Genomic DNA, 13,919 nt, shown 5'->3' with positions numbered 1-13,919 from the left:
TTGGCTTTGATAAAATGTTATGTACTTTATTATAAAAAAATAAAGCAGAGTGATGTTGTGTTTTTTTTTCCATATTATCACACTGGTGGAGCAGAGCGTGTACATTTAAATATAGTTAAAGCGTTAGAAGATAAAACATGTGTTGTTATTTTTACGCATGCTTCAGCTACAACTCATTTTTTAGAGGCTTTTAAAAGCGTGTCAGAAACTATAGAAGTTAATTCTATTTTAAATAAAAAAAGCGAGTATTTAAAACAAACGCTTTTTAAGGTATTGGCAAAAGCCATTCAAAAAGGACCTAAAACAAAAGTTTTTGGGTGTAATACTAAATATTATTATCAGTTTTTACCTTTTTTACATCCTACAGTTAACGCTTATGACTTACTTCATGCTTTAGCAGAAGATGATGAAAGAGTCACTGAATTAGTAAATAGTGCTTCACGAATCCATACACGAGTAGCTATTAATAAAAAAGCAAAACAGGATTTAGAAACCATTTATAATCAATATCATTTAAAAGAGGCAATTGCAGGAAAAATAAAAATTATTCCTAATGGCATTGTCTTGCCAAGTAACAGTAAACCAAAATCCTTTAGCCCTATAAAAATTGGGTTTATAGGACGTTGGTCTGAAGAAAAAAGACCCGAACTTTTTTTAAACATAGCAATGCAAGTAAAAAAGAACAATCCTGAAGTGGAGTTTTATATGGCTGGGACTGGGATGAAAGCACACCAAAATCAAATAAAAGACGCAGGTGTTGTTTTTTTAGGTAATATTAAAGATGAAAATCAACTAAACAGTTTGTATCAAGACCTTAATATTTTAATAATTTGCTCCGTTTATGAAGGGTTTCCTATGGTAATGATGGAGTCGATGCCTTATCAGGTTATCCCTATTTGTACTGATGTAGGAGGTATAAATGAGCATATAGTTTCTGATGAAAATGGCTTTTTAATTGAAGGAAAGATAGAAAATGAATTGATAGAAGCTTTTATCTCTAAAGTTAACTTTTTAATAACCAATAAGGAGCAAATGATGAAAATAGGTCTTAAGGCGCAACATTATGCTAAGGAAAATTTTTGCATGAGTAATTTTAAAAAAAAATACTTTAATCTTTTAAAATAAGCACAATATAATTTTGAATAAAACGAATTATTCTAGTATAAAAATTATTCATCTTTTTGATGATGAAAAATTTGTGGATTCAGCGATAGATATTTTTGAAACTGTTTACCCTAATAGGTCAAAATATTATGTGTTTACCGATCATAAAGATAAACAATTGCAATATGTAAAATCTAAACAAGTAATTCCTTTCTTTTTAATTGAAAAAGAAGATTATTTAGAAATTTCAGAAAGATTAAATACAGCAGCATCAAATATTATTATCCTTCATGCATTAAATGTTAGAAAACAAGAAATAGTAAACCTACTTAATGAGAATAAAGTTAAAGTTTGGTTATTATGGGGTTATGACTTATACAATAACTGGAAACCATTTAAGCATCAGGTGTATGAAAAGCAGACTTACAATTTTGTTTTTAAAAATTATAGCTTTACTTCTAAATTTTTAAATTGGTTTTTCTACAGAAAAAATGCTTATCAACTTTTTAAAAACTCAAAAAAAATTTATAAAACTAATTTTTATGATGTTGTTCAAAAACTAGATATAGTGGCACCAGTTTTACCCTCAGAAATGGATAAAATTAAAATGCTCAATAAAAATATTATTTATGCGCCTTTTGCTTATGGAACCATTGAAAGTCTTCTAGGAAATCTTATAGACAAGAGCGCAATAGGGAATAACAACATTTTAGTAGGCAACTCAGCATCTCCAACAAATAATCATTTGGAAGTATTTGAAAAATTATCAAAATTAAACATTGGGCAAAGAAAAGTAATAGTACCCTTGAGTTATGGTAATAATGGAGACTATTTAGAGCTGATTTTAAAAAGAGGCAAAGACTTGTTTGGAGATAATTTCCACCCTATAACAGACTATCTACCTTTAAACGAGTATAATGATTTAATTTTAAGTTGTGGATATACAATTTTTAATCATAAAAGGCAACAAGCAGTAGCTAATATAATTACTATGGGTTATTTTGGAGCAAAAATATTTTTTAATTCTAAAAGTGATGCGTATCATTATTTTAAATCAAAAGGGATGCATGTATATGATTTAAAAGAATTATCTAATTCTAGTTTAAAAACAATACTCACTGAAAATGAACTACTTCAAAATCAAAACGTTTTAAAATCACTTTACTCAGATCAAGCTGTAAAATTAAAAGTAGAACAATTACTTGAAATAATTAATCAAGTAAATAAAGATAAATGAATAAGTTAATCTCCATTATTATCCCCATATATAATAGATCAACAATTGTATCTAAAACTCTGGATACTATCAAAGCACAAACCTATACCCACTGGGAATGTATACTTGTTGACGATGGTAGTACAGATAATACACTTGACGTTTTGGAAAATTATCGAAACTCGGATGCTAGATTTAAAGTTTTTATAAGACCAAATTCTGTACAAAAAGGTGCTAATGGCTGCCGAAATTATGGCTTTAATCAAGCCAATGGTGATTATGTTAATTGGTTTGATAGCGATGATATTATGTTACCTGATTTTTTAAAAGAAAAAGTGATGTCTTTTTCTAGCTCTGTTAATGCTGTTATAAATAGAAATGCATACGGTAATGCAGATTTTAGTCAATTTAGAGACTCTAAATTTGATTATCAATTAGATAACTTATTTGAAAATTATGCTTTAGAAACCATCGAATTACAAACCTGTAGTTTTATGTGGCAAAGAACTTATTTACTAAATAAAATGTTGTTTGACGAGACGCTTCATCGTTATCAAGATAACGAGTTTCATATCCGTATGTTAGCGTTGCAACCAAAATTAAAGGTATTAAATCAAGTTTTAGCCCATATTAGAGGAGGTAACAGTGATGACACTCAAATAAGTTCAGTAAAAAAAGAAACTTCAAAAAAACTTTTAGATATCTTTTACTATCGCTTTCAATGTTTAAAATTGGCTTACAATACCCATTTTTTAAATGATAAGTATCACAAGTGCTTAATAACTAAAAAGGGACTATGGGTATTTTATTCGGCTTTAAAAAAAGAAGCTTCATTTAAAATCAGAATAAAACAGTTAAAGACATACCAAAAGCAACTTCGGTTTTTATATCAGCATGGAAGTTTATCTTTGACGGAAAAAATAAAATCTCAATTACTTATTTTAAAACTTTGTTTATTTAGATAGTTTATGAAAATTCTAACCGTAGCCATACCAAATCATCATTTTTTTCAGTGGGTGAATCAGCTAGAAAGTTCTGGGCATGAGGTGTATTGGTTTGATATTACCGATGGTAATGGATTTTCTGAAAAAATAGGATGGGCTACACAATTCAACGGGTGGAAGTTTCGCTGGGATTACCCGTTACGACAGCGCATAAAAAAACATATACCTAAGTTATATCAACTTATTCAGACTGTTAATGAGCGTTCTGCAACTAAGGCATTTAAAAAGGTGTTTGAGAAAGTACAACCCGATATTGTGCATTGTTTTGAGATGCAATTAGCAGGCTTACCCATATTACCCATATTAGAAACAAGTAATGTACCATTAGTCTATTCTTCTTGGGGAAGTGATCTATTTATTTATGAAATATTAGGCGTAACAAAAGCTAAGGCGGAACGGTTTTTAAAACGTGTAGATTACTTAATTACAGATTGCGAGCGTGATTACCATATAGCTAAGGATTTAGGCTACGCTAATCCGTTTTTAGGCGTGTTTCCTGGTAATGGTGGTATTGCTTTGCCAAAAGGCGACATATTAACCGTTGATGAGCGAGATACTATTATGATTAAGGGGTATGATGATGGTGTAGGACAGGCTTTGGTCGTTTTAAAAGCATTAGCGCAATTACCTATAGATGTTTTAAAAGAAAAAAAGATAGTTGTTTATAGTGCAGACCAAGTTGTGGTGGATTATATAAAACAATCTACAGTTTATAATCTATTAAATGTGACGGTCTATCCAAGAGGTCAATTTGTAAATAATGCAGTGTTATTATGTCATATGGGAGCTAGTCTAATACATATTGCAAGTAGCACGGCTGATGGGATGCCTAACGCCTTGTTAGAAGCAATGGGTATGGGTGCTTTCCCTATACAATCTAATCCAGGAGGTGTGACAGAAGAAGTAATTACCCATAAAAAAAATGGGCTACTAATAGATGACCCAACCGATGAATCGGATATTTTGAATTTGATAAACATAGCTTTAGAACACAAAGCGTTACGTGATTTAGCACAAGATTTTAATACAGCATTGATAGAAAAACGTTGTAATCGTTTTATTTTGCAAGACCAAATACAAGACTTATACCAACAAATCTTAACCGAATCTTAGATGGATGTTTCTTTTTTAATTGTTACTAAACATCGTGCAGTCGACCTAAAAATTACTTTAGACCGCCTAAAGGAGATGATTGATTTGTCTATACACGAGGTATTAGTACTTATTGATGGTTGTACAGAAACAGAAGCTTTAGTTAGTGCTTACCCTTGGGTGCAGTGGACGGTTTTAAAAGCAAGTGTTAGTGCATCTCCTGCTAGAGCTATCTTATATCCAAAAGCAAAAGGTGAAATTTTGATAGGTTTAGATGATGATGCCCATCCTTTAACTACTAATTTTATCGAAAGGGTTAAGCATTATTTTAAAACTAATCCAAATTTAGGGATAATCGCATTTCAAGAAGTTCGAGGATTATTTAACAAAGATCAAGATGCTTTACAACACGTTAAAACAGGCGAAGACTATATAACTACAGATTTTATAGGATGTGGTTTTGCAATAAAAAAATCGGTTTATAAGGCAACAAATGGTTTTCCAAAATGGATGACTATTTATGGAGAAGAACCTGCTTTGGCTATAGAGGTCTTAGATTTAGGATATGACATTTTATATACTTACAACTTACAAGTTAATCATAGGGTAAATACTAAGTTACGTAAACAGCAAAGACGTAATTATTATAGGTTTAAACATCAGTTACGCAATAGTATACGTTATTATTTGGTGTATCATCCTAAACCTATAAAAAAGCTAATCCGATTGTTGTGGCATAACTTTAAGAAATATGCGCTTAGTGATTTTGGGTATTTTAAATCTTATATTTCGGTATGTTTTAAAACACTTTTTAGTTTGAGGTCTATTTTAAAATATAGACAACCTGTAAAAAAAAGTACTTTAGTGAAGCAGGAAGAACTTCAATCTATTAATTATAGCTAATGTATTTTAACTCGATAGATTTTGCCATTTTTTTACCCATAGTGTTTGCACTATATTGGTTTATAACACAAAAGCATTTAAAATTGCAAAATGCTTTATTAGTTATAGCAAGTTATGTGTTTTACGGTTGGTGGGACTGGCGTTTTTTGTCTTTAATAGTGTTTAGCTCTTTAGTAGATTACACTATCGGTCTACAATTGCAAAAACAAAGTCGATTAGTGGTTAGGAAACGTTTACTTTGGACTAGTATTATTGTAAACCTTGGCTTTTTAGGTTTTTTTAAATACTATAATTTTTTTGTAGACAATTTTATTGAAGCCTTTTCTTTTTTTGGTAAGCAGATCTCACCTAATACTTTAGATATTATTTTACCAGTAGGGATTAGTTTTTATACGTTTCAAACCTTAAGTTATACGATAGATGTTTATAAAAAGAAATTAGCGCCTACTAATGACTTGATTTCATTTTTAGCTTTCGTTAGTTTTTTTCCGCAATTGGTTGCAGGACCAATCGAGCGAGCCTCCAATTTATTACCACAGTTTTATAAAAAAAGACAGTTTCATTACTCACAAGCAGTTGATGGTTGTCGACAAATGCTATGGGGCTTTTTTAAAAAGATTGTTATTGCCGATAATTGTGCCGAATATGCTAACCAAATTTTTAATGCTAGTGACACACATAGCGGTAGTACCTTGTTAATAGGAGCTTTATTTTTTACGTTTCAGATTTATGGAGATTTTTCAGGATATTCTGATATCGCTATTGGGACTTCAAGATTGTTTGGTTTTGATTTGAAACAGAATTTTGTCTTTCCGTATTTCTCTAGAGACATCGCTGAGTTTTGGCGACGTTGGCATATTAGTCTGTCTACTTGGTTTCGGGATTATTTATACATACCGTTAGGAGGAAGCAGAGGAGGAACCTGGATGAAAGTACGTAACACGTTTATTATATTTTTAGTTAGTGGGTTTTGGCATGGAGCCAATTGGACGTTTATAATTTGGGGCTTTTTAAATGCACTGTATTTTTTACCCTTGCTATTAACAAAACGTAATAGAACGCACTTAGATATTGTGGCTCAAAACCGAAGATTACCAAATGTAAAAGAATTATTATCTATAGGATCAACCTTTGGGTTAACCGTCTTAGCTTGGATATTTTTTAGAGCAGAAACTGTAGGCCATGCTTTTAGTTATCTAAAAGGTATTTTTAATACTAGTTTGTTGTCTATACCAACGATACGACCTACTAACTTATTGGTGTTACTTTTATTTTTTATGAGTATAGAATGGGTTGGGAGACGACAGAAATACGCCATAGAGGTTATATTTTTAAAACAGTCTAGGTTATTGCGCTGGAGTTTTTATATGTTGCTTATCGTGTTAACTTTTATATTTAGTAGTCAAACCGAGCAAGAGTTTATTTATTTCCAGTTTTAAGTGAAGCGTTTTTTATTACATATTGCTCTATTTGTGCTATTATTTTTAATAATAGATCAGCTTTTTTATGTGTTTATTGCTCATGCGCCTAAAAAAGAAGATGATCAACGCTTACAATATGTATTGGATGGACAGATGAATAAAGATGTGATTATTTTAGGATCTTCTAGAGGCGCTAATAACATTATAGCAAAGCAATTAGAGGATAGCACTGGTTGGTCTACATATAATTTGTCATATCGAGGTAGTAATATTGAATTTCAAGAATTTTTACTTAAAACTTTATTAAAATATAATCAGCCACCTAAATATTTATGTTTGGTAATTGATAATAGTTCAGAATTTAAGACCGTTGCTACTTTAAATTTTAGATATGATCGCTTATTTCCATTAAAAAATTATGTTTATATCAATGATTATTTAGTTTCACATCATAAACAAAATGCCTTATCTAAGTATTTAAATTTAGCTCGTGTAAAACGTAAAGATTTTATTTGGTCTCCAAAACCTGTTTTACCAATAAACGTTTTGACCTCTCATGGGTCTAAGATTAATGCATTAGACGCAGATAGTACTTTAGTTTATAAAAGAGATATTAAGACATATGATACAGTAGAAGAGGAGCAAGCTAAATTAAATGCTTTTAAGTCTATACAGCAGATTTGTGAGGCTAAAGGTATACATCTTATCTATGTGTTTCCTCCAAATTTTGTTGCTTTTAATACTAGTTTCTATAAACGATTTAAAGAGATTGATGTAGATACAAATGATGTGATGATTTACAATCAAAAAGAGTTAAAGTATCAAGATTATAAATACTTTAGAGATGAGTCACATTTAAACAAATTAGGCGCTGAAGTTTTCACTAAAGAATTGAGTGATTTCATAAAATTATACAAATAAACTGTTGTTTTCCCTTTTATACGTAATACAAACACTTTCATCCGAAAAAAAATGTATTTTAGCGACTAGTTAAGCACAAGAAATCTTACTTATTATGAAATCTATAGGCTTTATTCCTTTACGTCAAGGCTCCAAAGGTATTCCCGGAAAAAATAAACGTAAAATGGTAGGTAGACCCTTGTTTACATGGGTTTTAGGTGCTGCTTTACATTCTGATTTAGATACGGTTTATGTGTATACCGATGATGAGTGGATTATTAATTTTATAGAAAAAGAATATCATTATACGTCTAAGATAAAAGTGCTAAAACGTAGTGCTACAAGCGCTACAGATACCGCTTCTACAGAGCTTGCGATGTTGGAATTTGCAGCATCTATAGACTACAGTTTTGATGTGTTTTGCTTACTACAAGCTACATCACCTTTTACCACTGCTAAAGCTATTAATGATAGCTTATCTTTATTAAAAGTAGGATATGATTCTACCGTATCTGTAGTAAATACACATCGTTTTACTTGGAATAGTGATGGAACGCCACAAAATTATGATTATACCAATCGACCAAGACGTCAAGATTTTGAAGGACTATTAGTAGAAAATGGCGCAGTATATACCTGTACTAAAGCAGTGTTGCAAAACAAGCAGAATCGCTTAGGTGATAAAGTAGGTGTCGTACATATGCCTGAAGAAAGCTTGCATGAGATCGATAGTGAAAATGATTGGTTAGTCGTAGAGCAACTTCTAATTGCTAGACAACAAGGTCTTAAAAAAGCCGAAAAAATAACACACTTGGTGTTAGATGTTGATGGAGTGTTTACTGATGGAACCATTACTTATACCAAAGATGGCGAGCATACTAAGCAATTTGATATGCGTGATGGTATGGGACTGGAAATATTAAGACAGTTTGGCGTTACCGTTATGATTATGACTAGTGAACGTTCTGAATTGGTGGCTAAACGTATGCAAAAGCTACAAATAGAACAAGTATATCTTGGTGTAAAAGATAAGTACACATTGTTAACCCATTTAGCCAAACAGCAAGGCTTTAGCCTAAATAACGTGGCTTATGTTGGAGATGACGTTAATGACCTAGCCAATATATGCAGTGTAGGTTGGTCTTTAGCACCAAGCAATGCAATGAAAGAAGTTACTTATCAAGCCGATATTATTTTACCAAAACCATCAGGAGGCGGAGCAATACGTTCTGCTTGTCAATTTATAAAACAATATAATAAAAGATTTTAAAAGGAAATATATGACTAATTATAAAAAACCATATGTTATTGCCGAGATTGGATGTAACCATAAAGGTGATATGGAGATAGCCAAAGAATTAATTAAGGTAGCTAAAATCTTTTGTAATGTTGATGCTGTAAAGTTTCAAAAAAGACATAATAAAGAGCTGTTAACCGAAGCTCAATACAATGCTCCACATCCTAACCCAGTAAATTCTTATGGCGATACTTATGGTGCACATCGTGAGTTTTTAGAATTTGATGTAAATCAGCACCAAGAATTGAAAGACTATTGTGAAGAGATAGGCTTAGATTATTCAACATCGGTTTGGGATTTAACCTCTGCTAAAGAAATAGCAGGTTTACAGCCTAAGTTTATCAAAATACCGTCAGCATGTAATAACAATGTGAAGATGTTAACGTGGTTGTGTGAACATTATGAGGGTGAGCTACATATCTCTACCGGTATGACGACTAAAGAAGAGATTGACGATTTAGTAGCATTGTTTAAAACACATAATCGCGCAAAGGATTTAGTCTTATATAACTGTACATCTGGTTATCCAGTTCCGTTTAAAGATGTTTGTTTATTAGATATTAACATCCTTAAAGAAAAATACGGAGATGCTGTAAAACATATTGGTTTTTCAGGTCATCATTTAGGAATTGCTGTAGATATGGCAGCCTATACTTTAGGCGCAAATGTGATAGAAAGACATTACACCTTAGACCGTACTTGGAAGGGAACAGATCATGCTGCATCTTTAGAACCTGCAGGATTAAGAAAGTTATCTAGAGACTTGAAAGCTGTCTATGAGTCGTTGACTTATAAAACACAAGATATTTTACCTATAGAGCAAGTTCAGCGTGATAAGTTGAAAAACCAGAAGGGTTAGTATGACGGATGTTTTTTGACCGATGATAGGTGCTTTTAATGACTAATGTCTAATTATAAATGAAGAGATTGCTTCGTCCTGCGTCCTCGCAATGACAATGTGGTTTTTTATTTTAGAGACAAGAGACAAGAGACAAGAGACAAGAGACAAGAGACAAGAGACAAGAGACAAGAGACAAGAGACAAGAGGCAAGAGGCCTGAAGTAAGAAGAAATAGAAAATAGATCATAGAAAAGAGAGAAGAGAAGTCTAAGAATAAAAACATAAATGAGTAAAAAGGTATTTGTATTTTTTCCTGATGGTGTAGGATTGCGCAATTTTGCATTTACAAAGTTTAAGTCTATAGGTGAAGAGATGGGTTTTGATATTACCTATTGGAATAATACTATTTTTGATTTAGAATCTGAGTTAGGCTTTAAACAAGTCACCATTGAAAATCATCAAATAGATCCGTTAACACCAATATATTCTAGAGCAAGAAAACGTGCCGAATTAAACGTTTCTAGAGATAAGTTTAATGATGATGTCTATCCAACTTACAAATTTCCGTTTAGTTATAAAGGATTAAAAAACACTATTAAAAGTTTATATACACAATTCTTGATTGGGTTATATTCTTCAGAAAAAGGTGTAGAAAAATTAAGACATAAAATTAATGCTTTAGAACGAAAAAATCCTAAATATGCTTATTGTAAAGCACAATTGGAGGAACATCAACCAGATTTAATTTTCTGTACCACACAACGTGCAACACAGTCTATAAGTGCTTTGTTAGCAGCAAAAGATTTAGGCATACCTACGGTAGCGTTTGTCTACTCGTGGGATAATGTTCCAAAAGCCATGCAAGTCGTTGAGACTGACTATTATTTTGTGTGGAGCGAGCATATGAAGCGCGAAGTATTGCAATACTATCCATTTGTAAAACCAGAGCAAGTTTTTGTAACAGGAACACCACAATTTGAGCCACATTATGATCATAGTTTAAAAGAAACCCGTGAGGACTTTTTTAATACCTATGGACTGGATCTCAATAAGCAATATATTTGCTATTCTGGAGATGATGAAACTACTTCGCCTTTAGATCAGTACTATTTAGAAGATTTGGCTAATGTGGTACGTAGCTTAAATACAAAAGGTTACAATTTAGGAATAATTTATAGAAAATGTCCAGTGGATTTCACCAATCGTTATGATGCGGTTATAAAAGAAAATGCAGATATCATTGAAGTCTTAGATCCTATTTGGAAGCAGGTAGGTAGTCAATGGTATCAAGTCTTACCAGCTCCTGAAGATTTTAAAATGTTGTATAATGTCTGTGAGCATAGTGCATTTGTAACTAATGTGTGTTCTAGTACAGTATTTGATTTTGTGGCTCATGATAAAGCCTGTATTTATTATAATTATGAGCAGCCACAATTAAAAAAAGGTATAAGAGATATAGGGCAAAACTACAAGTATGTACATTTTAGAAGTATGCCAAGTGACAAAGCAGCTGTGTTTTGCACTGATAAAAATGAGTTAGAAAACTTAGTACAACAAATATTAGATGGGCAGTTAAGTAATGTAGAAGAAGGTAAGCAATGGTATGAGATTATTGTAGGCCCAACACCAACAGAAGCCTCAAAAAATATTTGGAAAGCTATATCAGAAATCTTTAATAAGCATAACTAAGATGAGTACGCAAAAAATATTTTGTATTGGACTTAATAAAACAGGAACCACAAGCTTGCATAAAGCTTTTGAAATTCTTGGCTACAATAGTGTGCATTACTCAAGTAAAGAAGGTAATATTCAAAATATAATTACTAATAACTATAAAGATAATGCACTGCTTTTAAAAGGTCTAGAACATTATGATGTCATATTAGATTGGAATGACGAATCTATATTAGACTTATATAAAGTTTTTGATCAACAATACCCTAACAGTAAGTTTATTTTGAATACAAGAGATCTTGAAGGATGGATAAATAGTAGAGAGAAACATGTGTTAAATATTTCTGATTTAGAAAAGCTACAAAAAAAATATCCTGAACATACTTGGTATAATATTGATAAAGAAGCTTGGAGAAAATTATATCATCAACATCATAAAAGTGTTAAAGATTATTTTAAAAACCGATCCAATGATATGTTAGAGTTTAATCTATTTGAAGGAGATGGATGGGAAAAGTTATGTGGCTTTTTAAATAAGAACCAACCATCGGTAGCATTTCCTTTTGCTAATAAAAAACAGTCAGCATTTAAAAAAAGGATTAAAAGAATTAAACGCTTTATAAAAAGAAACCTATAAGACTATTTAATGCATTACGATTATTATAACATTATAAAAGAGCAATATTTTAAATCTAAATTAGGTTTAATGCGTTTTGGTAGTATAGGTGATGGTGGTTATTATTTAAGTCCTAGTAGTATTATCGAAAGTGATATGTTGTTTAGTGGCGGTATATCCTCTAATGTAGAATTTGAATTTGATTTTTATCGTTTAAATCCAAATGCATCCTTGTTAATGGTTGATCCCACAGTATCTAAATGGAAATTACTCTTAAAAGGAATTACACGATTATTTTTAAATAATAAAAGAAAACTCTCTTATTTATATAATACTTTAATTTTTTTGGATTTAACTAATAAAAAACGGTGTAAACACCTTTCAAAATGGTTGAAAACACCAGAGCAAATTTTTAGTATCATACAAACGTATTTTGGTGATAAAAAAGCAGTTGTACTTAAATTAGATATAGAAGGTAGTGAGTATGATTTTTTAGAAGAATTATTAGCCCATCAATCCCAAATCAGAGCAATGGTTTTTGAGTTTCATGATTTAGATGTTAAGCATCATCTTTTGTTAGATTTTATAAAAAAAATATCTAATAATTTTAATTTGGTGTATATGGAGGTTAATCCATCTGGAGGATTTGTAAACAGCTTACCAAAATGTATTGAGCTAAGCTTTGAAAGAAAATAAATTATGCACATAGGCTACATCACACCTGAATATCCACACCCAGAAGTTAGTCATGCAGCAGGTATAGCGACTAGTATTAAAAACTTAGCCACTAGCTTGGTAAAGAAAGGTGTGAAAGTAACTGTATTTGTATATCATCAATCTAAAGATTCTATTGTAGAAGCCGATGGTGTGACTATACATTTAATAAAAAAACAGGCGTTTAAATTTTTAACCTGGTATCATTATAGAACATTAGTAAACCGCTATGTCAATACCATTGTTGAGCAAGAACAAATCCATCTTTTAGAAGCACCAGATTGGACCGGTATAACGGCTTTTATGCGCTTTAAGGTTCCGTTAGTCATTCGGTTTCATGGTAGTGATGCCTATTTTTGTAAGCTAGAAAACAGAAAACAAAAATTTAAAAATTTTGTATTTGAAAAATTAGCATTAAAAAATGCCAAAGCTTATATCACGCCAACCACTTATGCAGGAGAAGAAACCGCTAAAATCTTTGGTTTAAACCGTAATATAATTAAAACTATCCACTATGGTTTGGAGTTGGATCGGTTTGTTAATGCGCATCCTGAGCAATTTCAACCTAAAACACTTTTATACATAGGAACAATTATTAGAAAAAAAGGTGTTTTAGAGTTAGCCGATGTATTTAATAAGTTAGTAGAAAAAGAACCAGATGCACAATTAATTTTAATTGGAGGTGACTCAGGAGATATTAAAACAGGCAAAGCTTCTACTTATGCATTGATGCAGTCTCTATTTTCTGAAACGGCAAAAGCAAAGGTCAATTATTTAGGAAAAATACCATACAGTGAAGTACAAGAACATATAAAAAATGCGCATGTATGTACCTTTCCTAGTTTTGCAGAAACTTTGGGTATGGTAACTATTGAGAGTATGGCACTTCAAAAGCCTGTAGTAAATACCAGTATAGGTTGGGCACAAGAGCTAATAGATGATGGTGTTAATGGCTATTTAGTACATCCAACTGAGACAGATACTTATGTGTCTACTATTTTAAAACTTTTTAATGATCAGGAATTATGTTTGCAAATTGGTAAAGCAGCACGTGTAAAAACAGAGCTTACATTTGATATAGAGACTTTAGTACAACAAAATATTGATTATTATATGTCTGTAATTAATAGCTAATCAA

Annotated in this window: 13 protein-coding genes; all 13 read left to right on the top strand. The window is 31.4% G+C overall.

Annotated features, from left to right (window positions below; all coding sequences use genetic code 11):
- Nucleotides 1-57: 57 nt before the first annotated feature.
- Complete coding sequence (locus H574_RS0107805; protein WP_027880045.1) at nucleotides 58-1,125, top strand: glycosyltransferase family 4 protein; 1,068 nt, start codon at nucleotides 58-60, stop codon at nucleotides 1,123-1,125.
- 13 nt (nucleotides 1,126-1,138) lie between these two features.
- Nucleotides 1,139-2,341 carry a TDP-N-acetylfucosamine:lipid II N-acetylfucosaminyltransferase family protein gene (locus tag H574_RS0107800; RefSeq protein ID WP_155912618.1) on the top strand — a complete coding sequence of 401 codons (1,203 nt, stop codon included), beginning with the start codon at nucleotides 1,139-1,141 and terminating at the stop codon, nucleotides 2,339-2,341.
- On the top strand, nucleotides 2,338-3,285 hold the full coding sequence (locus tag H574_RS14385) for a glycosyltransferase family 2 protein (protein ID WP_027880043.1): 948 nt from the start codon (nucleotides 2,338-2,340) through the stop codon (nucleotides 3,283-3,285). The genes H574_RS0107800 and H574_RS14385 overlap by 4 nt, the downstream gene beginning before the upstream one ends.
- A 3-nt stretch (nucleotides 3,286-3,288) precedes the next feature.
- Complete coding sequence (locus tag H574_RS0107790; RefSeq protein WP_027880042.1) at nucleotides 3,289-4,437, top strand: glycosyltransferase; 1,149 nt, start codon at nucleotides 3,289-3,291, stop codon at nucleotides 4,435-4,437.
- The gene (locus tag H574_RS0107785) at nucleotides 4,438-5,319 is read left to right on the top strand and encodes a glycosyltransferase family 2 protein (protein ID WP_027880041.1); all 882 of its coding nucleotides are present in this window, start codon (nucleotides 4,438-4,440) and stop codon (nucleotides 5,317-5,319) included.
- Nucleotides 5,319-6,758, top strand: a complete 1,440-nt coding sequence (locus H574_RS0107780) for an MBOAT family O-acyltransferase (protein ID WP_027880040.1) — start codon at nucleotides 5,319-5,321, stop codon at nucleotides 6,756-6,758. The genes H574_RS0107785 and H574_RS0107780 overlap by 1 nt, the downstream gene beginning before the upstream one ends.
- A 33-nt stretch (nucleotides 6,759-6,791) precedes the next feature.
- The gene (locus H574_RS0107775) at nucleotides 6,792-7,661 is read left to right on the top strand and encodes a hypothetical protein (RefSeq protein ID WP_155912616.1); all 870 of its coding nucleotides are present in this window, start codon (nucleotides 6,792-6,794) and stop codon (nucleotides 7,659-7,661) included.
- Between the two features lie 94 nt (nucleotides 7,662-7,755).
- Nucleotides 7,756-8,910, top strand: coding sequence for an acylneuraminate cytidylyltransferase (locus H574_RS0107770; protein WP_027880038.1), 1,155 nt, complete (start codon nucleotides 7,756-7,758; stop codon nucleotides 8,908-8,910).
- A 10-nt stretch (nucleotides 8,911-8,920) separates the two neighbouring features.
- Nucleotides 8,921-9,796: an N-acetylneuraminate synthase family protein gene (locus tag H574_RS0107765; RefSeq protein ID WP_027880037.1), complete on the top strand. Its 876-nt coding sequence runs from the start codon at nucleotides 8,921-8,923 to the stop codon at nucleotides 9,794-9,796.
- Nucleotides 9,797-10,062: 266 nt separating this feature from the next.
- Complete coding sequence (locus H574_RS0107755; protein ID WP_027880036.1) at nucleotides 10,063-11,466, top strand: glycosyltransferase family protein; 1,404 nt, start codon at nucleotides 10,063-10,065, stop codon at nucleotides 11,464-11,466.
- A 1-nt stretch (nucleotide 11,467) separates the two neighbouring features.
- Complete coding sequence (locus tag H574_RS0107750) at nucleotides 11,468-12,088, top strand: sulfotransferase family protein (RefSeq protein WP_036227352.1); 621 nt, start codon at nucleotides 11,468-11,470, stop codon at nucleotides 12,086-12,088.
- A gap of 9 nt (nucleotides 12,089-12,097) precedes the next feature.
- Nucleotides 12,098-12,763: an FkbM family methyltransferase gene (locus tag H574_RS0107745; protein ID WP_027880034.1), complete on the top strand. Its 666-nt coding sequence runs from the start codon at nucleotides 12,098-12,100 to the stop codon at nucleotides 12,761-12,763.
- 3 nt (nucleotides 12,764-12,766) lie between these two features.
- Nucleotides 12,767-13,915: a glycosyltransferase family 4 protein gene (locus H574_RS0107740; protein ID WP_027880033.1), complete on the top strand. Its 1,149-nt coding sequence runs from the start codon at nucleotides 12,767-12,769 to the stop codon at nucleotides 13,913-13,915.
- Nucleotides 13,916-13,919 lie beyond the last annotated feature (4 nt).

Source organism: Mesoflavibacter zeaxanthinifaciens DSM 18436 (assembly GCF_000422365.1).
Classification (GTDB): Bacteria; Bacteroidota; Bacteroidia; order Flavobacteriales; family Flavobacteriaceae; genus Mesoflavibacter; species Mesoflavibacter zeaxanthinifaciens.
Note: the sequence above shows the minus strand (reverse complement) of the source record. Positions and strands in the feature narration are given on the sequence as shown.